The sequence below is a fragment of the Methylobacterium sp. ap11 genome (genome assembly GCF_900110515.1).
Taxonomy (GTDB): Bacteria; Pseudomonadota; Alphaproteobacteria; order Rhizobiales; family Beijerinckiaceae; genus Methylobacterium; species Methylobacterium ajmalii.
Genome location: NZ_FOEB01000006.1, coordinates 244744 through 268789, shown reverse-complemented (window position 1 = coordinate 268789; position 24046 = coordinate 244744). Strand labels below are relative to the sequence as shown.

Annotated in this window: 18 protein-coding genes; 12 read left to right on the top strand and 6 right to left on the bottom strand. The window is 72.6% G+C overall.

Annotated elements, in window-relative coordinates; all coding sequences use genetic code 11:
* Window positions 1–225 precede the first annotated feature (225 nt).
* Window positions 226–1902 (top strand): methyl-accepting chemotaxis protein, encoded by a 1677-nt coding sequence (locus BMX97_RS11530; RefSeq protein ID WP_091749642.1) that lies wholly within the window; start codon window positions 226–228, stop codon window positions 1900–1902.
* A gap of 393 nt (window positions 1903–2295) precedes the next feature.
* On the opposite strand, the gene BMX97_RS11525 is transcribed toward BMX97_RS11530, so the two are convergent.
* Complete coding sequence (locus BMX97_RS11525) at window positions 2296–4482, bottom strand: primosomal protein N' (RefSeq protein ID WP_091749639.1); 2187 nt, start codon at window positions 4480–4482, stop codon at window positions 2296–2298.
* A 45-nt stretch (window positions 4483–4527) separates the two neighbouring features.
* The gene (locus BMX97_RS11520) at window positions 4528–4914 is read right to left on the bottom strand and encodes a DUF2293 domain-containing protein (protein ID WP_091749636.1); all 387 of its coding nucleotides are present in this window, start codon (window positions 4912–4914) and stop codon (window positions 4528–4530) included.
* A gap of 198 nt (window positions 4915–5112) precedes the next feature.
* On the opposite strand from BMX97_RS11520, the gene BMX97_RS11515 reads away from it, so the two are divergent.
* The 6 genes from BMX97_RS11515 to BMX97_RS11490 all read left to right on the top strand — a co-directional run bounded on the left by BMX97_RS11515 (window position 5113) and on the right by BMX97_RS11490 (window position 10942).
* Complete coding sequence (locus BMX97_RS11515; protein ID WP_091749633.1) at window positions 5113–5421, top strand: hypothetical protein; 309 nt, start codon at window positions 5113–5115, stop codon at window positions 5419–5421.
* A gap of 19 nt (window positions 5422–5440) precedes the next feature.
* The gene (locus BMX97_RS11510; RefSeq protein WP_091749629.1) at window positions 5441–6394 is read left to right on the top strand and encodes an ABC transporter ATP-binding protein; all 954 of its coding nucleotides are present in this window, start codon (window positions 5441–5443) and stop codon (window positions 6392–6394) included.
* A 119-nt stretch (window positions 6395–6513) separates the two neighbouring features.
* The gene (gene trpA, locus BMX97_RS11505) at window positions 6514–7344 is read left to right on the top strand and encodes a tryptophan synthase subunit alpha (protein WP_091749627.1); all 831 of its coding nucleotides are present in this window, start codon (window positions 6514–6516) and stop codon (window positions 7342–7344) included.
* A gap of 50 nt (window positions 7345–7394) precedes the next feature.
* A complete protein-coding gene (gene accD / locus BMX97_RS11500) occupies window positions 7395–8351 on the top strand; it encodes an acetyl-CoA carboxylase, carboxyltransferase subunit beta (RefSeq protein WP_091749624.1) in 957 nt (318 codons plus the stop codon).
* A gap of 151 nt (window positions 8352–8502) precedes the next feature.
* Window positions 8503–9828, top strand: a complete 1326-nt coding sequence (locus BMX97_RS11495; protein WP_091749621.1) for a bifunctional folylpolyglutamate synthase/dihydrofolate synthase — start codon at window positions 8503–8505, stop codon at window positions 9826–9828.
* Window positions 9829–10030: 202 nt separating this feature from the next.
* Complete coding sequence (locus BMX97_RS11490; RefSeq protein ID WP_091749618.1) at window positions 10031–10942, top strand: outer membrane protein; 912 nt, start codon at window positions 10031–10033, stop codon at window positions 10940–10942.
* Window positions 10943–11342: 400 nt separating this feature from the next.
* Here the strand turns inward: BMX97_RS11490 and BMX97_RS11485 are convergent, their stop codons facing one another.
* The gene (locus tag BMX97_RS11485) at window positions 11343–12683 is read right to left on the bottom strand and encodes a sigma-54-dependent transcriptional regulator (protein WP_091749615.1); all 1341 of its coding nucleotides are present in this window, start codon (window positions 12681–12683) and stop codon (window positions 11343–11345) included.
* Entirely contained in the window at window positions 12680–14581 is a 1902-nt protein-coding gene (locus BMX97_RS11480) for a sensor histidine kinase (protein ID WP_091749961.1), read from the bottom strand. Before BMX97_RS11480 ends, BMX97_RS11485 begins: the two co-directional genes overlap by 4 nt.
* A 340-nt stretch (window positions 14582–14921) precedes the next feature.
* On the opposite strand from BMX97_RS11480, the gene BMX97_RS11475 reads away from it, so the two are divergent.
* From BMX97_RS11475 to BMX97_RS11455, 5 genes are all read left to right on the top strand, one after another.
* The gene (locus BMX97_RS11475) at window positions 14922–16274 is read left to right on the top strand and encodes a dicarboxylate/amino acid:cation symporter (RefSeq protein WP_091749612.1); all 1353 of its coding nucleotides are present in this window, start codon (window positions 14922–14924) and stop codon (window positions 16272–16274) included.
* Between the two features lie 355 nt (window positions 16275–16629).
* Window positions 16630–17424 (top strand): alpha/beta hydrolase, encoded by a 795-nt coding sequence (locus BMX97_RS11470; protein ID WP_244538382.1) that lies wholly within the window; start codon window positions 16630–16632, stop codon window positions 17422–17424.
* Between the two features lie 109 nt (window positions 17425–17533).
* The gene (locus tag BMX97_RS11465; protein WP_091749607.1) at window positions 17534–18499 is read left to right on the top strand and encodes a cation diffusion facilitator family transporter; all 966 of its coding nucleotides are present in this window, start codon (window positions 17534–17536) and stop codon (window positions 18497–18499) included.
* A gap of 111 nt (window positions 18500–18610) precedes the next feature.
* On the top strand, window positions 18611–19450 hold the full coding sequence (locus BMX97_RS11460; protein ID WP_091749604.1) for an HTD2 family dehydratase: 840 nt from the start codon (window positions 18611–18613) through the stop codon (window positions 19448–19450).
* A gap of 181 nt (window positions 19451–19631) precedes the next feature.
* Window positions 19632–20639, top strand: a complete 1008-nt coding sequence (locus BMX97_RS11455) for a TRAP transporter substrate-binding protein (RefSeq protein ID WP_091749601.1) — start codon at window positions 19632–19634, stop codon at window positions 20637–20639.
* A 55-nt stretch (window positions 20640–20694) separates the two neighbouring features.
* Here the strand turns inward: BMX97_RS11455 and BMX97_RS11450 are convergent, their stop codons facing one another.
* Window positions 20695–22671, bottom strand: coding sequence for a transketolase family protein (locus BMX97_RS11450; RefSeq protein WP_091749598.1), 1977 nt, complete (start codon window positions 22669–22671; stop codon window positions 20695–20697).
* A 129-nt stretch (window positions 22672–22800) separates the two neighbouring features.
* Complete coding sequence (locus tag BMX97_RS11445; RefSeq protein ID WP_091749595.1) at window positions 22801–23949, bottom strand: acyl-CoA dehydrogenase family protein; 1149 nt, start codon at window positions 23947–23949, stop codon at window positions 22801–22803.
* Window positions 23950–24046: the final 97 nt, after the last annotated feature.

Sequence of the window (24046 nt, the reverse complement as noted above, 5' to 3'; positions counted from 1 at the left end):
CCGAGCACCCATACGCAAAGCTGCCGCGGGGCGAGGAATGCAACCTGCGAACGATGGTCGCCCGCCAGCCGCTGACCATGCGTTATGACGATCGTAACAGTTAGGCCTCACACGCGACGGACAAGCCGACCCGATCGGACCCTCCCTTCGACACGCCACGTACTCCCCGCCCGCCGGTGCGCATCCGACGGGCGTGCGTGGCCCGTCGCATCCGGAAGCCTGCCCATGTCGCTCAAGATCGCCGCGCGGATCCAGTCCCTGACGGGCGTCGCCCTCATCGGGCTCGCCCTGATCCTGGGCCTCGCCGCCTACGACCTCGCCGGGGCGGTGAGCGGCGCCCGCGCCCTCAAGACGAAGGATCTGGTCGAGACCGCCCACAGCCTACTCGCGCATTTCGAGGCCGAGGAGCGGGCCGGCCGGATGACCCGGGAAGCGGCGCAGGCCGCCGCGGCCGCGGCGGTGACCGGCCTGCGCTACGGCGGCAAGGAGTTCTTCTGGGTCAACGACCGGCAATCGCGGATGATCGCGCATGCCGACACCCGCATGATCGGCCGGGACGCGAGCACCTTCACGGAGCCGTCCGGCCGCCGGTTCTTCGCCGAGATGATGCGCAAGGTCGAGGCGGAGGGCGCCGCCTTCGAGACCTACACCTGGTTCCGCCCCGGCTCCGACGTGCCGGTCGAGAAGCTGTCCTACGCGCGCCTGTTCGCGCCGTGGGGCTGGGTCGTCGGCACCGGCGTCTTTGCCGACGACACCGCGTCCCAGGTCCATGCCTGGCTGCGCAACCTCTTCGCCGGGGCCGGCCTCGTGGCGCTCGTCGTCGGCGTCGTCGCGACGCTGATCGGGCGCAGCATCGCCCGGCCGCTGACTGCGCTGTCGGGCAGCATGGCGGCGCTGGCGCGCGGCCGGCTCGACGAGCCCGTGCCGGCGACCGGCCGGCGCGACGAGATCGGCGCGATGGCGGGCGCCGTGCAGGTGTTCAAGGAAAGCATGCAGCGGGCTCGCGCCCTGGAGGAGGAGACCGTGCTCGCCCGCGCCTCGGCCGAGGAGCAGCGCCGCGCCGCGATGCGCCAGATGGCGGACGCCTTCGAGGTGGCGGTCGGCGGCATCGTCGGCCAGGTCTCGACCTCGGCGACCGAGCTGCAGGCGACCGCCGAGGCGATGACCGCGACGGCGCGGGAGACCGCCGCGCAATCGACCAGCGTGGCCGCCGCCGCCGAGGAGGCCTCCTCCAACGTCGGCACGGTGGCGGCGGCGGCCGAGGAACTCGGCGCCTCGGTCGGCGAGATCGGCCGCCAGGTCGACGGCTCGGCCCGGCTCGCCCAGGCCGCGGTGGCGGAAGCCGGCCGGACCGCCGACCAGGTCCGCACCCTCACCGAGGCGACCCATCGCATCGGCGACGTTGTCGGGCTGATCTCGTCGATCGCCGCCCAGACCAACCTGCTCGCGTTGAACGCCACCATCGAGGCCGCCCGCGCGGGTGCGGCCGGCCGCGGCTTCGCGGTGGTGGCGGCGGAAGTGAAGGAACTGGCCGGCCAGACGGCGCGCGCCACCGAGGAAATCACCTCGCAGATCGCCGCGATCCAGGCCTCGACAGGTCTGGCCGCCGGGGCGATCGCCGGCATCACCGCGCGGATCGAGGAGATCGCGGGCGTCGCCACGGCGATCGCCGCGGCGGTCGAGGAGCAGGGCGCGGCGACCCGCGAGATCGTGCGCAACATCGCCCAGGCGGCGCTCGGCACCGAATCGGTCACCGGCAACGTCGCGGCGGTGGCGGGCGCCGCCGAGCAGTCCGGCCTCTCGGCGGGTCAGGTCCTTACGGCCTCCTCCGCCCTGTCGCACCAGTCCGAGCATCTCGGCGGCGAGGTCGCGCGCTTCCTCGCCTCGGTCAGGGCGGCATGAGGCGGGCTGAATTGAGCATCCGTCCGCGATCCTGTCGATTTCAGGCGGAGTGTTCTCGGCCTGATGCGGACGGGGGCAAGGCGTCGGGAAGCCGGCGCCTTGCGGGTGCGGCACTCCCACCCCTTCGCCAGCCGTCGGCATCGATCAAACCGGCCGATCGTCCGCCCTACGATCCACCGCTCGGGCAGGCCCCCGAACCCGACCCGAGGATCCGAACGTTCGGCGATCGCCACCGTTACGGACCGGCACACCCGGTCCAAAGCCTCCCGGAACGCCGGCCCCCGGCCACGACCATTCGCATGGACCGACAGCTTCGACAGCTCGATGGTCGAACCGGGCAGCTCGCCCCCTCTCGGCAGCCCCTCGCGCGACCGGGCCGATCGGATCCGCGCCCTACAAGAAACTCTGCGGATCGACGTCGATCCCGACCCTGAGATTGCCCCGCACCTTCGGCCCCCGGGCGAGCCAGTCGCGCAGGTAGCCCTGGAGGTCGATCTCGCGCTCGGTCTTGACCAGGAGGCGGAAGCGGTAGCGGCCGCGCACGAGCGCCAGCGGCGCCTCGGCGGGGCCGAGCACCATCACGCCGGGCGGCGGCTCGGCGACGCGGGCGAGCGCGCGGCCATGGGCCTCGGCGGCCTCGCGGTCGGTGCAGGAGATGACGAGGGCCGCGAGCCGGCCGAAGGGCGGCAGGCCGGCGACCTCGCGGGCGGCCGTCTCCTCCGAGTAGAAGCGCTCGGCGTCGCCCGAGATCAGCGCCGAGATCACCGGGTGCTCGGGCTGGTAGGTCTGGACCAGCGCCCGGCCCGGCTTCTCGCCGCGCCCGGCGCGGCCCGTCACCTGCTGCAGCAGCTGGAAAGTGCGCTCTGCGGCGCGGGGATCGCCGGAGGTGAGCCCGATATCGGCGTCGAGCACGCCCACCAGCGTCAGGTGCGGGAAGTTGTGGCCCTTCGCGACGAGCTGGGTGCCCACCACGATGTCGCAGCCGCCCTCCGCCACGGTCTGGAGCTCGGCTCGCAGCCGCTCGGCCCCGCCGGGAAAGTCGCTCGAGAGCACGATCACCCGCTTGTCCGGGAAGGTGGCGGCGACCTCCTCGGCGATGCGCTCGACCCCCGGGCCGCAGGCGGTCAGGTTGTCGAAGGTGCCGCACTCGGTGCAGGCCTCGGGCCGGCGCTCGGCGTGCCCGCAATGGTGGCAGACCAGCGCCCGGCGGAAGCGGTGCTCGACGAGCCAGGTCGAGCAGTTCGGGCATTGGTAGCGGTGGCCGCAGGCCCGGCAGAGCGTCAGCGGCGCGTAGCCGCGCCGGTTGAGGAAGAGCAGCGCCTGCTCGCCCCGGGCATTGGTCTCGGCGATGGCGGAGACGAGGCTCGGGGACAGGTAATGCCCGCGCGGCACCTTCTCGCGCCGCATGTCGATGGCCTGGATCTCCGGCAGGCGCCGGCCGCCGAAGCGTTCTGGCATCACCACCCGGCGGTAGCGGCCGCGCTCGGCATTGACCCGGGTCTCGATCGCGGGCGTCGCCGAGGCCAGCACCACGGCGGCGTGTTCGAGCTTGCCGCGCACCACCGCCATGTCGCGGGCGTGGTAGCACACGCCGTCATCCTGCTTGTAGGCGCCCTCGTGCTCCTCGTCGACCACGATGAGGCCGAGGGTGCGGAACGGCAGGAACAGGGCCGAGCGGGCACCGACCACCACCTGCACCTCGCCCGACGACACGCCGGCCCGGATCTTCTCGCGACGGCGCCCGCCGACGCCGGAATGCCAGGCGGCGGGACGCACGCCGAAGCGCTTGGCGAAGCGATCGAGGAACTGGGCCGTCAGGGCGATCTCGGGCATCAGCACGAGCGACTGCACGCCCCGGCGCAGGGCCTCGGCCACGACCTCGAAATAGACCTCCGTCTTGCCCGAGCCGGTGACGCCCTCGAGCAGCGTCACCCCGCCCTCGCCCGTCGCACCGCCATCCGTCGGCGGCGCGGTGAGCGTCGCGATCAGCGCCCGGGCGGCCTCGGCCTGGGGCCCCGAGAGGGGATCGTGCGGATGGTCCGGGTCCGGCGGCTCGGCGACGCGGTCGGGGGCGAGCGCCACGGTCTCGAGCACGCCGTCGTCGATCAACCCGTCGACCACGCTGGCGCTGACGCCGGCCTCCAGGCTCAGCGCGCGCTTGCCGCGCACCGCGCCGTCGGCCGCCACCGCCACCACCTTGCCCCGGGCCGGGGTCATCCGGCTCGGCGGCATCCCGGTCGCCCGCACGCCGACCTTGGCGGTCTCGGTGCGGCCCTCCTCCGGGAGGCGCAGGGTCATGGCGAGCGCCAGGCCCTTCGGCGCCAGGGTGTAGCGGGCGATCCACTCGACGAGGCGGCGCAGCGCCGGGCTCAACCCCTCGGCGTCGACCCGCCCGCTGACGCGGCGCAGGTTCGAGCCGGCCCCGTCGCGCAGGGACCAGACCACGCCCACGGTCTCCCGCGGGCCGAGCGGCACCTGCACCACGTCGCCCTCCTGGAGGGTGAGCTCGGGCGGCACGGCGTAGCTGTAGGCCTGGTCGAGGGCGAGCGGGATCAGGACGTCGGCGATCGGGGCGGTCATCGGGCTTCGAAGGTCGGGCGGGGCTGCCCCATCATATAGGAACGGTCACGCCGGCTCGCCCCCGGAGGTTCCGGATCGAGAGATGCCGGATCCTGCGGTGTCCTCGTCCTCGCCGATCCGCCGCCGCACGCCCCACTCGGCCAGCACGGCGTTGAGGTCGTCGAGGATGAAGTGGCGGGCGCTGTCCTGGTCGTAGCCCTCCTCCAGGAGGGAATCGTACTCGGTGAAGACGTGGCGGGCATACGACACCAGGCCGAGCCAGGCCGCGGTCTCGGGTGCCGCATTGCGCAGGCCGGTGCTGGCCAGCGCCCGGTCGACGATCGCTTCCGATTCGAAGTCCGGCACCCGGGGCGCCAGGCGAACGAGCGCCGCCGCCACCGCCTCGCGGCGCGTGGGCAGCGCACGGGGCGCGGGATCGGGGCGGCGGGTCATCGGGGCCTCCGGCGCGGGCGGGAGGGCGACCCTGCCGGAGCGCGCCCGCCCTGTCACCCCCGGCGGCCACGCTGCGAACAGGGCACGCGGATGCGCCGATCGGCGCCGGTGTCGCGCGCCGCGGAAACCGCATAAGGTGCGACGCCCGTTCCTTGTCCCAGCCTCCCGCGACGCGGCGGGCGGCCCCGAGACCCCGCCATGCGCCTCCTCCTCGCCACCACCCTTCTCGCCCTCGCCGCCGGCACCGCCGCGGCGCAGACCGAGGCCTCCGCCCCGGCCGGCACGGCACCCCTCGGCGTGACCGCGCCCGCGGCGAACCCGGCTCCCGCGAACGGCCGGCGCCAGCCCCGCCGGGGCGACGCCGCCCAGGCGGCGGTGAAGCCCGAGGGCGCGAAGGCCGACATGGCGGAAGCCTCCCGCAAGGCGCAGGCCGCGACCGCCGCCCGCGACAAGGCCTGGGACGTCCGGATGAAGCGCACCCTCGGGTCGATCTGCCACGGCTGCTGACACTCCGGCGATCACCCCGATGATCCGTTTCGAGGGCGCCTCCAAGACCTATCCCGGGCAGGCCCGTCCGGCGCTGGACGATTTCGACCTCACGGTCGAGGCCGGCACCACCTGCGTGCTGATCGGCCCGTCGGGCTGCGGCAAGTCGACGGCCCTGCAGATGGTCAACCGCCTGGTGACGCCGAGCGCCGGCCGGGTGCTGGTCGAAGGCCGGGACGTCGCCGGGCTCGACCCGATCTCCTTGCGCAGGGGCATCGGCTACGTGCTCCAGGGTGTCGGGCTGTTTCCCCACCGCACGGTCGCCCAGAACGTCGCGACGGTGCCGGGCCTCCTCGGCTGGGACCGCCGGCGGATCGCCGGGCGGGTCGACGCGATGCTCGACCTCGTCGGCCTCGATCCCGGCGAGGTCCGCGACCGGCGGCCCGACGCGCTGTCGGGCGGCCAGCGCCAGCGGGTCGGCGTCGCCCGGGCGCTCGCCGCCGACCCGCCGGTGCTGCTGATGGACGAGCCCTTCGGCGCCGTCGATCCCGTGGCACGCGCCCGGCTGCAGGACGAGGTCCGGGGCATCCTGGCCCGCCTGGGGAAGACCGTGCTGATGGTCACCCACGACCTCGACGAGGCGGTGCGGATGGGCGACACGGTGGCGCTGATGCGCGGGGGTCGGCTCGTCCAGGCCGCTCCCCCGGAAAAGCTCCTCGCCGCGCCCGCCGACGCCTTCGCGGAGCGTTTCATGGGCGCCGACCGGTGGCTGAGGCGCCTCGCCCTGCTGCCGGCTCGGGACTACGCCGAGCCCGAGCCCGAGTCCGCCGGGGCGGCCGCGCCCCGCCTCGATCCCGGCGCTTCGCTCAAGGACGCGCTTTCCCTGATGCTGGCGAGCGGACAGGCGCAGGTCGGTCTCGAGGGCGGCCGGGTGACGCTCGCGTCCCTGTGCCGAGCCGCCGGAGCGGCACCCGCGGAAGCGCCACCGGCCTGAAACTTTATCTGCGGCCGCCGATGGTGTAGGCGCGGCGATCCGTTTCGCCCGTGCGCGCCGCGGCGCGTCCCCGCCGGGGCCCGCGTCGCCGCCCGGAGCCCGCCCCGAGGTCGTTCCCGATGACCACCCGTCTCGCCGATACCTTCGCCCGCTGCCGCGCGGAGAACCGCGCCGCCCTCGTCACCTACGTGATGGCGGGCGACCCCGACCCCGAGACCTCGCTGCAGGTGCTGCGCGCCCTGCCGGAGGCCGGTGCCGACATCGTCGAGTTCGGCCTGCCGTTCACCGACCCGATGGCGGACGGCCCGGCGATCCAGGCGGCGGGCCTGCGCGCCCTGAAGATCGGCCAGACGCTCGCCGGCACCCTGGAGCTGGTGCGCCGCTTCCGGGCCGAGAACGCCGGCACGCCGGTGATCCTGATGGGCTACTACAACCCGATCTACATCTACGGCGTCGCCCGCTTCCTCGACGAGGCCAAGGCGGCCGGCATCGACGGGCTGATCGTGGTCGACCTGCCGCCGGAGGAGGACGACGAGCTCTGCCTGCCGACGCTTCAGGCCGGCCTCGCCTTCATCCGGCTCGCCACGCCGACCACCGACGAGGCGCGCCTGCCCGCCGTGCTCGCGAACACCTCGGGCTTCGTCTACTACGTCTCGATCACCGGCATCACCGGCACCGCGACCCCGGATTTCGGCGTGGTCGGCGGCGCGGTCGAGCGCATCCGCCGCCACACCGACCTGCCGGTGGTGGTCGGCTTCGGCGTCAAGACCGGCGAGCACGCCGCGTCGATCGCCCGCTACGCCGACGGCGTGGTGGTGGGCTCGGCGATCGTCGACACGCTCGCCCGCACCCTCGACGGCGAGGGCCGGGGTGGCGCGGCCGCGGTCGAGGCGGTGACGGCGCTCGTGCGCGACCTCGCCGCCGGCGTGCGCGCCGGTCGCGCGGGCTGAGCCGCGTCCCCATCTAGAACCGATATGATTCCGACGACCGAGGAGCGATCATGGTCGAGGCGATGAACTGGATCTCCGAGGTCGTGCGCCCGAAGATCAAGACGCTGTTCAAGCGCGAGACGCCGGAGAACCTCTGGGTGAAATGCCCGGAGACCGGCCAGATGGTCTTCCACAAGGAGGTGGAGGCCAACGGCTGGGTGATCCCCGGCTCGGAGCACCACCTGCGCATCACCGCGCAGCAGCGCCTGAAGCTGATGTTCGACCAGGGCACCTGGCTCGACGTGCCGCTGCCCGACGCGCCGGCCGACCCGCTGAAGTTCCGCGACGAGAAGCGCTACGCCGACCGGCTGAAGGACGCCCGCGCCAAGACCGGCATGACCGACGCCTTCAAGGTCGGGTACGGCCGCGTCGCCGGCCTGCCGATGACGCTGGCGGTGCAGGATTTCGGCTTCATGGGCGGCTCGCTCGGCATGGCGGCCGGCGAGGCCTTCGTGCGCGGCGCCGAGACGGCGCTCGAGAAGCGCACGCCCTACGTGCTGTTCGCGGCCTCCGGCGGGGCGCGGATGCAGGAGGGCATCCTGTCGCTGATGCAGATGCCCCGCACCACCGTGGCGGTGCGCCGGCTGAACAACGCCCGCCTGCCCTACGTCGTGGTGCTGACCAACCCGACCACCGGCGGCGTCACCGCTTCCTACGCGATGCTCGGCGACGTGCACCTCGCCGAGCCGGGGGCGCTGATCGGCTTTGCCGGCCCGCGGGTGATCGAGCAGACCATCCGCGAGAAGCTGCCCGACGGCTTCCAGCGCGCCGAGTACCTGAAGGAGCACGGCATGGTCGACCAGGTCGTCCACCGCCGCGAGATGAAGGCCACCGTCGCGGGCCTGTGCGGGCTCCTGATGCAGGTCCCGGTCGCGGCCCCGGCCGAGGCGGTGTCCGAGCCGAAGGTCGAGGCCAAGCCCGAGCCAAAGGTCGAGCCGAAGCCCGAGCCCCGCGCCGTCCCGGCCTGAGCCGGGCCCGTCTCCGGATCGCGCTCCCGCTTCAGTGCAGCGCGGGGGCCGATTTCGGCCTTGCCGTCCGCTCGCCCGGTCGTCGTATGATCCCCTCCCGCGCCCGCCGCACCGGCGGCGGGCCGGATGGAAGACCCCGCGGAACACCCCGATGGAATCCTCCGACGCCTTGATGGCGCGCTTCCTGGCCCTGCATCCGCGCACCATCGATTTGTCGCTCGGACGGATCGAGCGCCTGCTCGCGGCGCTGGGCCACCCGGAGCGGCGGCTGCCGCCGGTGATCCACGTCGCCGGCACCAACGGCAAGGGCTCGACCATCGCCACGATGCGGGCGATCCTGGAGGCCGGCGGCCTCTCGGCCCACGTCTACACCTCGCCCCACCTCGTGCGCTTCCACGAGCGCATCCGGCTCGGCGCCGTCGGCGGCGGCCGCTTCGTGCCGGAGGACCGGCTGGCCGAGGCCTTCGCCCGCTGCGAGGCGGTAAATGCCGGCGCCCCCATCACGGTGTTCGAGATCACCACCGCGGCGGCCCTGCTGCTGTTCTCCGAGGCGCCCGCCGACGTGCTGCTGCTCGAGGTCGGGCTCGGCGGCCGGGTCGACGCCACTAACGTCATCGACCGCCCGGCCTGCGCCGTGGTGACGCCGATCGGCCGCGACCACGCCGAGTATCTCGGCGACACCGTCGAGGCGGTGGCGGGCGAGAAGGCCGGCATCTTCAAGCGCGGCTGCCCGGCGGTGATCGCCCCGCAGGACTACGCCCAGGCCGACGCGGTGCTCTGCGCCCGGGCCGAGGCGGTCGGCGCCACGCCGATCCTCGTCGGCAACCAGGATTTCTCGGCCCACGAGGAGCGCGGCCGGCTGGTCTACCAGGACGAGGACGGGCTCCTCGACCTGCCGCGGCCGAAGCTCGCCGGGCGCCACCAGATCGTCAATGCCGGCACGGCGATCGCGGCGTTGCGCGCCGCGGGCTTCGGCGACATCGGCACCGAGGCGTTCGAGGCCGGGCTTGCCGCCGTCGAGTGGCCGGGCCGGCTCCAGCGCCTGCGCCAGGGCCGTCTCGCCGGCCTGCTGCCGCCGGGCTCGGAGCTGTGGCTCGACGGCGGCCACAACGTCGATGGCGGGCGCATCCTGGCTACCGCGATGGCCGACCTGCAGGAGCGGGGCGACGCGCCCCTGGTCCTCGTCTCGGCGCTGCTCGGCACCAAGGACGCGGAAGGGTTCCTGGCCAACTTCAGCGGGCTCGCCCGCTTCCTGGTGGCGGTGCCCCTCGCAGGCCAGATGGCGGCGCGGCCGCCCGAGGAGGTCGCGGAGATCGCCGGCCGGGCCGGCCTGACCGCCGCGACGGCACCGAGCCTCGAGGCGGCGCTCACCTCGCTCGGCGACCGGGCCTGGGAGCGCCCGCCCCGGGTGCTGATCTGCGGCTCGCTCTACCTCGCCGGGGCGGTGCTCTCCGCCAACGGGACCCCGCCGGTCTGAAGCCGGACCTTCGTCCCTGCCCGCATCCGCGCCACCGACGCCCGGTGGATTCGCGGGATGGTTTGCCGGCAGGCTTGACATTTTCCGCGGAAGCCCGGCCGCCGGCCGTGTCGTTGCCTCCCCGATGTGACCTAACTGCTACATCGTGCGCCACCGAAATGGTCTAGCTTGGTGTCGATAGGGGAACCTGCTGGGGACCATCATGAAGAAACTCCTGAGTGCTTTCGCTGCCTTCACCGCGCTGACCGCCGCCGCTTCGGCTGCCGACCTGCCGCGTCGCGTCGCCCCGCCGCCGGTCTTCACCCCGGTGCCGGTCTTCACCTGGACGGGCTTCTACGCCGGTTTCAACGCCGGTTACGGCTTCAACACCGCTGACACCCGCGCCCCGACCGTGATCGGCGTGCCGGCCGGCACCGTTGCCGCCAACAGCGTGTTCATCGACCAGTTCGGCCGCCCGGCCACCGGCGTCGTCGCCTTCGGCAACCGCAACAGCAACGACGGCTTCGTCGGCGGCGGCCAGATCGGCTACAACTACCAGTTCACCCCGGGCTCGGGCGTGGTCGTGGGTATCGAGGCCGACGCCCAGTACGTCGACTTCGGCCGCAGCCGCAACCGCTTCGCCTTCGCCACCGTGCCGGGCGGCGGCATCGCCCCGGGCACCCAGGTGTTCAACCCGAACGGCATCTCGGGCCTGGACTTCTTCGGCACCGTGCGCGGCCGCCTCGGCTACGCCTGGGACCGCACCCTCGTGTACGCCACCGGCGGCTTCGCCTACGGCTCGGGCGGCGGCCAGGACTTCGGCCTGCCGAACAGCTCGCGCGACAACTTCCAGACCGGCTGGGTCGTCGGCGGCGGCGTCGAGTACGCTCTGCCCACCGACTCGTTCCTGAACTTCTTCCGCTCGTCGGCCGTGACGCTGAAGGTCGAAGGTCTGTACGTGAACCTGGACCAGGGCAACCGCAACAACGGCGTGTTCGCCCAGACCGCCAACGGCACGCAGTACTCGGTGTTCTCGCCGGGCGTCGTGTCGGTCGGCCCGGCCAACCTGTACCGTCGCGAGACCGAGTTCGCGGTCGTCCGCGCCGGCCTGAACTACAAGTTCGGCTCCTACTAGGATCCGACTTTCCGTCATCACGACGGAGCGGAGCCCGGCCTCACGGCCGGGCTCTTCGCGTTTGGGATATCGAAAGACGTTTTCGGGGCGGCCTGCTGGATTGGACGATCCCGTCGCTCGACAGTGAACGGGCGCGCCGCCGCGCCTTCGAAACGAACGGCACGGGGCGCACCGGCACCGCCGCGGCCTCACCCGGTCCCGCCTGCCCTCGCCGCGCTCCCGCCGTTCCGGCATCGCGCCGCGGCCGATACCGTTGCGTCCTCCGGGCGAGGGCGCAGTCTTGGCGAACCACCTTCGCTCAGGTGACGGCCACGCCCACCGAAGAGGCGTGCACCGCACCTTTAGGACGACGTGCGGGCATCCACACCGAAGCCTTCCGGACCGGCCCGCCCCTCCAGCCTCAGCGATAGTCGTTCGGGTCGAGGCCGTGGCGGGCGATCTTGTCGTAGAGCGTCTTTCGGGGCGTCCCGAGCGCCTCGGCCGCCACCCGGACATCGCCCCCGGCCATGATCAGCTCATCGCGGATCAGGCCACGCTCGTGGCGGTCCATCTGCTCGGCCAGCGTCGCGGCTTTGGCCGGCTCAGGCACGGCCGGGCCGGTCGGATTGAGGCCGAGCGCGCAGCGCTCGGCGAAATGGCCAAGCTCGCGGACGTTGCCCGGCCAGTCGTGCCGGCTCAGGTGCTCGCGGATCGCAGGCGTCACCGGCGGCGGCTCGCGGTTGAAGCGGGCGGCGGCCTTGCGCAGGAAGTGCTCGAATAGCAGCGCCACGTCCTCGCGCCGCTCGCGCAGCGGCGGGATCGCCACCGAGACGACGTTCAGGCGGTAGTATAGGTCGTCCCGGAACGTCCCCTGCGCGGCGGCCTGGCCGAGGTCGATCTTGGTCGCGGCCACCACCCGCATGTCGACGGGCTGGATCGCGTTGGTGCCGAGCGGCTCCACCACCCGCTCCTGCAGTACCCGCAGGAGCTTGACCTGGATGTTCAGCGCCATGCTCTCGATCTCGTCGAGGAACAGCGTGCCGCCATCGGCATGCGCGATGCGCCCGACCCGCTTCTTGAGCGCGCCCGTGAAGGCCCCGGCCTCGTGACCGAACAGTTCGCTCTCAACCACGGTGTCGGGCAGCGCGCCGCAATTCATCGCGACGAAGTTGCCCTTGGCCCGCCGGCTCCAGCGGTGGAGCGCGCTCGCCACCACCTCCTTGCCCGAGCCGGTCTCGCCCAGCACCATCACGTCGACGTCGGCCTGCGCCACCTCCCGCACGAACTGGCGCAGGCGGGTGATCGCCGGCGAGACGCCGAGGAAGGCCGGGTCCTCGGCCACCGCGGCGTCGAGGCGGGAGCGCAGGGAGCGGTTCTCGACCACCAGTTGGCGGCGCTCCAGCGCGCGGCGCACCGAGGCGACCAGCGTCTCGGCCGGGTAGGGCTTGGCCAGGAAGTCGTAGGCGCCGGCCCGCATCGCCCGCACCGCCATGGTGATGTCACCGTGGCCGGTGATCAGGATCACCGGCAATTCGGGATCGGCCTCCTGCAGGGCGGAGAACAGCCCGAGCCCGTCGAGGCCCGGCAGGCGCACGTCGGTGACGACCACCCCCGGCGGATCGGCGAGGACCGCCCGCAGGGCCGATTCGGCGTCGCCATGGGTCTCGACGGCGAAGCCCGCGAGGTCGAGGCTCTGGCCGTTGGCCCGGCGCACCTCCTCCTCGTCGTCGACGAAGACCACGCGGTCGGACGGCGCGCTCATGCGGCGGTTCCCTCGGTTGCGGGTTTGCGGGGCCCGGGCGTCCCGGATCCGGCGGTCTCGGCCCCGCCCCCGGCGGGCGGGGTGGGGGCCAGCGGCAGCTCGACCCGGAACAGCGCCCCGCCCTCCGGCGAGGCGCCGGCCGAGAGGCTGCCACCGTAATCCTCGACGATGCCGCGCGAGATGGCGAGGCCGAGGCCGAGGCCGCCGGTCTTGGTGGTGAAGAAGGCGTCGAACACCTGGGCGCCCCCGTCGGGCAGGCCGCCGCCGTTGTCGCCCACCTCCAGCACCGCGCGCTCCCCCGCGACCCGCACCGTCACGGCGACGCGGGGCTCGGCGACGCCCGCGACCGCGTCGAGGGCGTTCTGGACGAGGTTGACGACGACCTGCTCCAGCCGCGGCCCCTCCCCCAGTACGTAGGGCGAGGGCTCGGGCAGCGCGAGGTCGAGGGCGATGCCGGCGAGCCGCCCGTCCACCACCTCGAGGCTCGACCGCACCACGCCGGCGAGCGCCACCGGATCGCGCCGGCCCGAGGCCTTGCGGGCGAAGCCCTTGAGCTGGCGCGTCAGGCCGGCAATGCGCTCGGTCAGGCGGCCCACCGCCGCGAGGTTCTCGGTCGCCTCCGGCAGCCGCTCGCGCTGGATCAGGATGCCGGCATTGTCGGCGTAGGAGCGGATCGCCGCGAGCGGCTGGTTGATCTCGTGCGCCATGCTGGCGGCGAACTGGCCGAGCGCGGCGAGGCGGCCCGCATGGGCGAGCTCGCGCCCGAGGCGCTGGCGCTCGGCCTCCGCCCGCCGGCGCTCGGCGATCTCGCCCTTGAGCTTCTGGTTGGCTTCCGTCAGCGCCCGGGTCCGCTCGCGGACCCGGGCCTCCAGCTCGGTGCGCCGAGCCGCCGCCTCGGCGAGGCTCGCCCGCAGGCGCCGGCGCCGCCCGGCGACCTCGGCGAGGCCCAGGCAGGCGAGGCCGACCATCAGGCCGGCGATGACCTGGGCCTGGATCCGCTCGCGGGCCACCGCCACGCCGATCCGCGTCAGGGTGTGGAGCCGCCAGGTGGTGCCCGGGATCGCGGCGTCGAGGGGCATGGCGAGGCGCGCCGGCTCGGCCCCGTGGCCGACCCGCACCAGGGTCCCGTCGGCCGCCGGGTGCAGCGGCAGCGCCTGGAGCGGCGCCTCGCCGAATTCCAGCCGCTCGCGGATCAGCCGACGCTCGTCGTCGGGCACCGGGCGCAGGGCGCCGAAGCGCCAGGCCGGCTCGCTCGCCACCAGCACGATGCCGCGGGGATCAGTCACCATCACGGTCTCGCCGCCGGTCTCGGCCCCCTTTCGCCAGGCGGCCTCGATGGCGTCGAACTCGACCTTGACCACCACGACCCCGGTCTGCCCGCCGGGCCCGGCGACCCGGCGGCTGAGATAGAGGCCGGGCCGGCCGCTGACGGTGCCGAGGGCGAACTGGCGCCCGGCCCCCTCGGCGAGCGCCTGCTGGAAGTAGGGCCGGAAGGCGTACATCGCCCCGACGAAGCTGCCCGGCTCGCCGGCATTGCTCGCCGCCACCGCCCGTCCGTCCCGGCGGATGACGTAGACGACCGCCGCGCCCGACGCCCGGGCGATCTCGGCGAGGCGGTCGTCGACCCGGGCGACGAGGGCCGGGTCGGGCGAGGCGCCGACCACCGCGGCGATCTCCGGGTCGCTGGCGAGCGCGAGCGGCAGCGAGCCCTGCTTCTGCATCTCGGTGCGGAAGGCGGCGACGTGGAGCGCGAGCGTCGCGGTGGCCGAGCGCCGCACGTCCGCGAGTGCCGCCCGCTCGGCGTGGCGGCCGGCCAGCACCGCGGCGGCCAGCACCGCGGCGAGCCCCAGAAGCCAGGGCAGGGCCGGCGAGCGCGGCAGCGAGCGCCAGCCGGTCACGGCCGCCCCGCGCGGCACGCCCGGACGGTTGCGGATTTCCGCACGGTTTCCATCCCGCCGTTGCGGCGCGCCGGACGGGTGCGGCGGGCGGCTTCCCCCTGTGTCATGAAAACTCTTTTATTCTGTTGGGTTTAACAAAAAATTTCGGTTTTTCGCCGGCTGGCACGCCGGTTGCCATTGTCTGTCCGTCCGCAGCCTTCCGGTGCGCGGCCGGCCTGTCACCAGGCCGAAGTTCCCGCCGCAAGGCCACAGACCCGCCGCAAGGCGCAACAGCAAGAGCATCCCGCGGTCCGCCGCCAACGCCCGTCCTTTCAACGAGCCATTATAGGGAGAACGTCCGATGGCTACGATCCCGTCCCCGCTGACCGCGCCGCACGCGCCCCCGGCCCCCAAGCCGCTTTACAAGACCCTGTACTTCCAGGTCCTGGTCGCCGTCGCGATCGGCATCGCGCTCGGGCACTTCTACCCGCAGCTCGGCGCCGACATGAAGCCGCTCGGCGACGCCTTCATCAAGCTCGTCAAGATGATCATCGCCCCGGTGATCTTCCTCACCGTGGTCTCCGGCATCGCCGGCATGACCAACCTCGAGAAGGTCGGCCGGGTCGGCGGCAAGGCGCTGATCTACTTCCTCACCTTCTCGACGCTCGCGCTGATCGTCGGCCTGATCATTGCGAACCTCGTCCAGCCGGGCGCGGGGATGCACATCGATCCGAAGTCGCTCGATCCCAAGCAGATCGCGATGTACGCCGACAAGGCGAAGACGCAGACGATCACCGACTTCCTGATGAACATCATCCCGTCGACGGCGGTGGGTGCGTTCTCGGGTGGCGAGATCCTGCAGGTCCTGTTCTTCTCGGTGCTGTTCGGCTTCGGCCTCGCCTTCCTGGGCGAGCGCGGCAAGCCGGTGCTCGACTTCATCAAGATCCTGTCCGAGGCGATCTTCGGCGTCGTCCACATCATCATGAAGGTCGCCCCGATCGGCGCCTTCGGCGCGATGGCCTTTACCATCGGCAAGTACGGCATCTCCTCGCTCGCCAACCTCGCCTACCTGGTCGGCGCCTTCTACCTGACCTCGGCGATCTTCGTCTTCGGCGTCCTCGGTCTCGTCGCCCGCTACAACGGCTTCTCGATCGTCAAGCTCATCCGCTACATCAAGGAGGAGCTGCTGCTCGTGCTGGGCACCTCGTCCTCCGAGTCGGCCCTGCCCTCGCTGCTCGAGAAGATGGAGCGCGCCGGCTGCTCGAAGCCCGTCGTCGGCCTGGTGGTCCCGACCGGCTACTCGTTCAACCTCGACGGCACCAACATCTACATGACCATGGCGGCCCTGTTCATCGCCCAGGCGACGGACACGCCCCTCTCCTACGGCGAGCAGGCCCTGCTGCTCCTCGTCGCGATGCTCTCCTCGAAGGGCGCGGCCGGCGTCACCGGCTCGGGCTTCATCACGCTGGCCGCGACGCTGGCGGTGGTCCCCTCCGTGCCGGTGGTCGGCATGGCGCTGATCCTCGGCATCGACCGCTTCATGTCGGAGTGCCGCGCGCTCACCAACTTCATCGGCAACGCGGTGGCCTGCATCGTGGTCGCCCGCTGGGAGAACGAGGTCGACATGGACCGCCTGAAGGCCGCCCTCGACGGCAACCCGATGCCGCTGGAGGTCCTACCGCCCCTGCAGCCGACCCTGCAGCCGGCCGAGTAAGGCACGATCCCGGGGTCTCCACGACCCCGGATTCCGGATGGGGGCGGCCCTGCGCGCGGCGCGGGGCCGCCCCTTCGCGTTTCCGGGCTATCCTCATGCCAAGAGCTTGTCCGACCGGAACGACTCGCGTCCTCCCACCCCCGACCTCATCCTGAGGTGCGACCAACGGGAGCCTCGAAGGAGGGCTCCAGAGAGCGGTGAGACGTCTGGAGCCCTCCTTCGAGGTCAGTCCATCGTCGATGGACTGACGCCTCAGGATGAGGTCGTGGATGGGGAAAAGACACGTGTTCTTCTGGTTCGATACGTTTTGAAATTCTCTCGGGGGACGACGATGGCGGGCGGCGACTGGCGCGGGATGGACCGCGCGACCTTGAGCAGGGCCTACGACAATTCCGGCGCGGTCGCCGGCAGCAGCGCCTTCATGGCGTCCCTGCGCGAGCGCAGCGCGGCTTTCCGCGCGGCGCGGACCGGCGAGCTCGACCTCCCCTACGGCGCGGGCGAGCGCCAGCGTTTCGACCTCTTCCGGTGCGGCCGTGACGGCGCGCCGCTCCTCGCCTTCATCCACGGCGGCTACTGGCAGCGCAACGACAAGGCCGGCTTCGCGGCTTTGGCCGAGGGGCCGCTCGCCCGCGGACTCGACGTCGCGATGATCGGCTACACCCTCTGCCCTCAGGCGACGATGACGGCGCTCTGCGCCGAGATCCCGGCGGCGCTGGCGCGCCTTCGCGCCCATGCGGGGCCGTCGCGCCTCGTCGTGTCGGGCTGGTCGGCCGGCGGCCACCTCGCGGCGCTCGCCATGGCCTGCCCGGAGGTCGATGCGGGCTTGGCGGTCTCCGGCATCTTCGACCTCGCGCCGATCCGGCGCACGGCGCTCGACGACGCGCTCCGCCTCACCGCGGACGAGGTCGCGGCGCTCTCGCCGATCCGGCATCTGCCGCGTCGCGCCGGGCCGCTCACGGTGGCCTACGGCGCCGACGAGTTGCCGGAGCTGTGCCGGCAGTCGCAGGTCTACCAGGCGGCCTGGGCCGGGACGGGCCTCGCCGGCGACCTCCTGCCGCTTGCCGGCGACGACCACTTCACGGTGCTCGACCAGATGATCCGGCCGGACGGGGCTCTGACCGAGGCGGCCTTGCGGCTGGCGACCGGGTGACCCTGCCCGGGCGGGGCTCGCCGCTCCGCCTTTCCCGCCCTAAAGCTAACGGCGCCGCGACGACCGCACGGGCCCCGAGGGCGGCCCGGGCGAGGAACAGGAACCGGGCATGGGCCAGCACCACGACCACGCGCACGACCATGGCGACCACGATCACGAGCATGCAGGGCACCGTCACGGCCCCGGCCACGTCCACGCCCCGGCGAGCTTCGGCCGCGCCTTCGCGATCGGCATCGCGCTCAACACCGGCTTCGTGCTGATCGAGGGGTTCTACGGGTTCCTCACCGATTCCGTGGCGCTCCTCGCCGATGCCGGCCACAACCTGTCGGACGTGCTCGGCCTCGTCGTCGCCTGGGCGGCGGCGACGCTCGGCCAGCGCCGGCCGACGGCGCGGTTCACCTACGGACTGCGCTCGTCCTCGATCCTCGCCGCCCTGTTCAACGCGGTGTTCCTGCTGGTGGCGGTCGGCGCCATCGCCTGGGAGGCGGTGCAGCGCTTCCACGAGCCCGCCCCGGTCCCGGGCCTCACCGTGACCATCGTGGCGCTGATCGGGATCGCGGTGAACGGCGTCACCGCCTGGCTGTTCGCCTCGGGCCGCAAGGGCGACCTCAACATCCGCGGCGCCTACCTGCACATGCTGGCCGACGCCGCGGTGTCGGCCGGCGTGGTGGTGGCGGGCCTCGTCATCCTGTGGACCGGCTGGACCTGGGTCGACCCGCTGACCAGCCTGGTCATCGTGGCGGTGATCGTCGCCGGGACCTGGGGCCTCCTGCGCGACAGCGTCGTGCTCTCGCTCGACGCCGTGCCCCCGGGCATCGACCCGGCGGACGTGCGCCGCTGCCTCGCCGAGCGGCCGGGCGTGACGGAGGTCCACGACCTCCACGTCTGGCCGATGAGCACCACCGAGACGGCGCTCACCGCCCATCTGGTGATGCCGGAGGGCCACCCCGGCAACGCCTTCCTCAACGACTGCGCCGCCACCCTGCGCCGCCGCTTCGGCATCGCCCACGTCACGCTCCAGGTCGAGCTGGCCGGGGGACCGGCCTGCGCGCTGGCGCCGGACCACGTGGTGTAGGCGGCGCACCGGCCCGGGGCGGGGTCCAGACGGCAGATGTGCGGGCGCGAAGAGCCGTCGCTATAAGGGCGAACAGGCCCGGGACGGCGGGCGACGACGGGAGAGTGCCGGATGCCCGAGATCGATATCGACCATCTGCGCGGCTGGATCGGGCGCAGCCGGGAGGTCGAGGACATCGTGACGCCTCGCCTCGTCGCCGAGTACCGGGCGACGCTCGCCCCCCACCTCGCCCCGGTGGCATCGGGCGAGGCGCCGCTGGCGCTGCACTGGTGCCTCGCCCCCGAGACCCCGGCGGCCGACGCGCTCGGGCCGGACGGCCACGCGGCGAAGGGCGGATTCCTGCCACCGGTGCCGCTGCCGCGGCGGATGTGGGCCGGCGGCGAGATCGAGACCCTGGCGCCGCTGCGGATCGGCGACCGGGTGGTGCGGCGCGAGACGGTCTCGGACGTGGCGGTGAAGCACGGGCGCACCGGTACGCTGTGCTTCGTCACCGTGCGGCACGAGTACGAGACCGCGCGCGGCCCGGCGATCCGCGACCGCCAGGACATCGTCTACCGCGAGGCGAGCCGGCCGGACGACGCCGCGCCGGCGGCGAAACCCGTTCCCGCCGGGGACGAGGCCGCCTGGTCGGTCGAGGCGAATTCCGTGCTGCTGTTTCGCTATTCCGCGATGACCTTCAACGGCCATCGCTTCCACTACGACCATTCCTACGCCACGCAGGTCGAGGGCTATCCCGGCCTCGTCGTGCACGGGCCGATGCAGGCGAGCCTGCTCCTCAACCTCGCGGCGCAGCGCCTCGGCAGGGTGCCGGCGCGATTCCGCTACCGCGGCGTCGCGCCGATGATCGCCGGCTCGCGCTTCGCGGTGGCGGGGCGACGCGAGGCCGAGGATTTCCGCGGCTGGACCGCCGTCGGCGGAGCGGTCTGCATGGAGGCGGAGGCCGAGGGCTGAGGAGCCCCGCGCTGCACGGGCCATCTCACCTCGTCTCACCGCTCGCCTGTGACCGGAGCGGGGAGCGTCAGCGCACGGATAAGGTCCGGCGAGCGATCGTCGCCTTGCGCCGGCGGACCCGAACTGTCAGCCTTGCGACCAAACCAGAACGCGAAACAGACCGCGACAACGAGGAAACGCCATGCCGACCCTGACCCGCCGCGCCCTCGCGGCCGGCACCGCCCTGCTGCTCCTGTCGGGCGCCGCCCTGGCCCAGGCGCCGATCGTGATCAAGTTCAGCCATGTCGTCGCGCCCGACACGCCGAAGGGCCGCGGCGCCGACAAGTTCAAGGAGCTGGCGGAGAAGTACACGAACGGCAAGGTGAAGGTCGAGGTCTACCCGAATTCGCAGCTGTTCAAGGACAAGGAGGAGGTCGAGGCGCTGCAGCTCGGCGCGGTGCAGATGCTGGCGCCGTCGCTGGCGAAGTTCGGCCCGCTCGGCGCCAAGGAGTTCGAGGTCTTCGACCTGCCCTACATCCTGCCCGACAAGGCGGCCCTGCGCCGGGTCACCGACGGGGCGCTCGGAAAGCGGCTGTTCGACAAGCTACAATCGAAGGGCATCATCGGGCTCGCCTACTGGGACAACGGCTTCAAGGTGATGAGCGCCAACAAGCCGTTGCGGATGTCGGCCGATTTCCGCGGCCTGAAGATGCGGATCCAGTCCTCGAAGGTGCTGGAGGCGCAGTTCCGCGCGCTCGGGGCGCTCCCGCAGGTGATGGCCTTCTCGGAGGTCTACCAGGGCATGCAGACCGGCGTCGTCGACGGCTCGGAGAACACCCCCTCGAACATGTTCACCCAGAAGCACCACGAGGTGCAGAAGTTCATTACCCTGTCCGATCACGGCTATATCGGCTATGCCGTGATCACCAACAAGAAGTTCTGGGACGGCCTTCCGGCCGAGGTGCGCACCGAACTCGACAAGGCGATGACGGAGGCGACCGTCTACGCCAACCAGGTCGCCGACAAGGACAATGCCGACGCGCTCGAGGAGATGAAGAAGTCGGGCAAGACCACCTTCGTCACCCTTACCCCCGACGAGAAGGCGGCCTGGAAGGCGGCCCTGGAGCCGGTCACCGCGGACATGGCCAAGCGGGTCGGCAAGGACGTGATCGACGAGTTCCAGAAGGAGGCGAAGGGCGGGACGCAGTAGCGGCCGCCATCCCGGCCCCGGCCGGCGAGAGGGAAACCCTCGCTGGCCACGCTCCTCAGAGCCGCGCCCGCACCTCCTCGACCACCCGCTCCGGGGTGAGGCCGAAATGGCGGGCGAGGTCGGCCTCCGCGCCCGAGGCGCCGAAGCCGCTCATGCCGACGAAGCCGCCGTCCTCGCCGAGATAGCGGTCCCAGCCGAGGCGCACCGCCGCCTCGACCCCGACCCGCACGGTGCCCGGGCCCAGGATCTCGCGGCGATAGGCGGCGTCCTGGCGCTCGAATAGCTCCCAGGACGGCATCGAGACCACTGCGGTCGGGATGCCCTCCTCCTCGAGCCGCCGGCGCGCCTCGACGGCGAGCGCCACCTCGGAGCCGGTGGCGAGCAGCGTGACGCGGCGGGGGCCGGTCGCCTCCTCCAGCACGTAGGCGCCGTGGGCCGAGCGGTTCTCGCCCGCGCCGTCGCGCCGCACGGCCGGCAGGGCCTGGCGGGCGAAGATCAGCGAGGACGGGCCGGTGCGGGTCTGGAGCGCGATCTCCCAGCATTCCGCCGCCTCGACGGCGTCGGCCGGGCGCAGCACCAGCATGTTGGGAATGGCGCGGAGCGAGGCCAGGTACTCGACCGGCTGGTGGGTCGGGCCGTTGCGGCCGATGCCGACCGAATCGTGGCTGAACACGAACGGCACCGGCAGCCCCATCATGGCGGCGAGCCGCAACACCGGGCGCAGGTAATCCGAGAAGACCAGGTAGGTGACGCCGACCGGCACCACGCCGCCATGGGCGGCCATGCCGTTCATCATCGCCCCCATGGCGTGCTCGCGGATGCCGTAATGGACGTAGCGCCCGCCCTGGTCCTCGGCCGTGAAGGCCTTGAGCTTGCGCTTGTGCTGGGTCGCGCCCTCGAGGTCCGGTGCGCCGGAGAGGAGTTCGGGGATGGCGTCCGCGAGGCGGTCGACCAGCTCGCCCGAGAGCGCGATGCCGGATTGCGCCGTGCCCGACCGGGCCGCCTCGTCGCGGAAGGCCTGCAACGGCGCCTCCCAGCCCTCCGGCAGCTTGCCCTCGCGCAGGCGGTCGAGCAGGCGGCGGCGCTCCGGCGGCAGGGCGGCGACGCGGCGGGTCCAGGAGTCGAACTCGGGGGCGTTGCGCTCGCCGGCCTCGCGCCAGGCGGCGCGGATCTCGTCCGGAATCTCGAAGGCGGGGTGCGGCCAGTTCAGGGCCTTGCGGGCGGCCTCGCTTAAAGATGCCGGGATGCGGGCGGAGTGGGCCGCCCGCGTGCCCTCGACGCCGGGCAGGCCGCGGCCGATCACCGTGGAGCAGCGGATCATCGAGGGGCGCGGATCGGCCTTGGCGAGCAGCAGCGCCGCCGAGACCGCCTCGATGTCGTGGCCGTCGACCTCCTGGACGTGCCAGTGGCTCAGGCGGAAGCGCGCCGCCATGTCGTCGCTCAGCGCGAGGTCGATCGCGCCGTCGTCGGTCATCTGGTTGTCGTCCCAGAGGAAGGTGAGCTTCCCCAGCCGCAGATGGCCGGCGAGCGAGATCACCTCCTGGCCGACGCCCTCCTGCAGGCAGCCGTCGCCGACGAGCGCATAGGTCCGGTGGTCGATGATGTCGGGCCCGAGCCAGCGGTTGAGATAGGCCTCGGCCAGCGCCATGCCGGCGGCGTTGGCGATGCCCTGGCCGAGCGGGCCGGTGGTGGTCTCGATGCCGTGGGCGGGGGCGTATTCCGGATGGCCCTCGCAGGGCGAGCCGAGCTCGCGGAAGCGCTTGATGTCGTCAAGCCCGATCCCCTCGTAGCCCGAGAGGTGGAGCAGCGAGTAGAGCAGCATCGAGCCGTGGCCGTTCGACTCGACGAAGCGGTCGCGGTCGAACCACAGGGGCTCGCGGGCCAGGAACTTGAGGTGGCGGGTGAACAGCGCCGTCACCGTGTCGGCGGCGCCCAGCGGCGTGCCCGGATGCCCCTCGCCCACCCGCTCGATGGCGTCGATGGACAGAAAGCGGATCGCATCCGCGAGCGCGCGCGGCTCGGTGCCGGTCATCTTGGGGTCCCTCCCGGGGATTGTCGGGTGCTCTTGAGGCACGATCACCCAACAATCGCCCGGGGCGGAACTCAAACGAGTTTTATCCGCGCCGAGATGAGCGGGATTCATCTCCCGCGCGGTTCTGCGTCAGGCGGCGATCAGCCCGCCCATCCGGGCGACGCGGCCGAGATGGTGGTCGGCGTCGCCGAAGAGCTGGTCGATCATCGTCACCCGCTTGAAGTAGTGGCCGACGCTGTACTCCATGGTGACGCCGACGCCGCCATGGAGCTGCACCGCGCCCTGACCGACGATGCGGCCGGAACGGCCGATCTGCACCTTGGCGCCGGCGATGGCGCGAGCGCGCTCCTCCGCATCGTCCTCACCCGCCATCATGGTGGCGAGGAAGGCCATCGAGCGGGCCTGTTCGAGCGCGATGAACATCTCGGCGGCCCGGTGCTGCAGCACCTGGAACGACCCGATCGTCACCCCGAACTGCTTGCGGGTCTTGAGGTACTCGACCGTCAGGTTGTGCATCCGGTCCATGGCGCCGACCGCCTCGGCGCAGAGCGCGGCGATCGCCTCGTCGGTGACCCGCTCGATCACCGGGAGCGCGCCCGCGGGATCGCCGATCGCCGCGTCCGCCCCGACGCGGACCGAGGACAGCGAGATTTCCGCCGCCCGCAAGCCGTCCTGGGTCGGGTAGCCGCGGCGCGACACGCCCTCGGCGTTGGCCTCGACCAGGAACAGCCCGATCCCGTCGCGGTCGCGCCGCGAGCCGGAGGTCCGGGCGGAGACGATCAGCCGGTCGGCGCTATCGCCGTGCAGGACCAGCGACTTCTCGCCCTCCAGCACCCACCCGTCGCCGTCGCGGCGCGCGGTGACGCCGACGTCGTGGAGATCGTAGCGGGCCTGGCGCTCGCTATGCGCGAGAGCGTAGCGGGTCTCGCCGGCGATGAGGCCCGGCAGCCATTCGGCGCGCTGCTCCGGGCTCGCGGCATGACGCAGCACGCCGCCGGAGAGTACGACCGTCGCCAGGTAGGGCTCCAGCGCCAGGGCGCCGCCGAACGCCTCCATGACGATCATGGTCTCGACCGGCCCGCCGCCGATGCCGCCATCCTCCTCGGAGAACGGCACCGCGAGCAGGCCCTGCTCGGCGTAAGCCGCCCACATCGCCTTGGCGAAGCCCTCGGGCTCACGGCCGTAGCGCTTGCGGGATTCGAAGTCGTAGCGGTCGGCGAGAAGCCGCTCGACGCTGTCCTTGAGGAGGCGTTGCTCCTCGCTCAGATCGAAATCCATCGACGTGTGTTCCTGATCGGTCGGGGGCCGGCCGCACGGCCGAAAACGATGACGCACCCCTTTCCCGGACGACTGAAGCGAAGCGGAGGGAGATCCG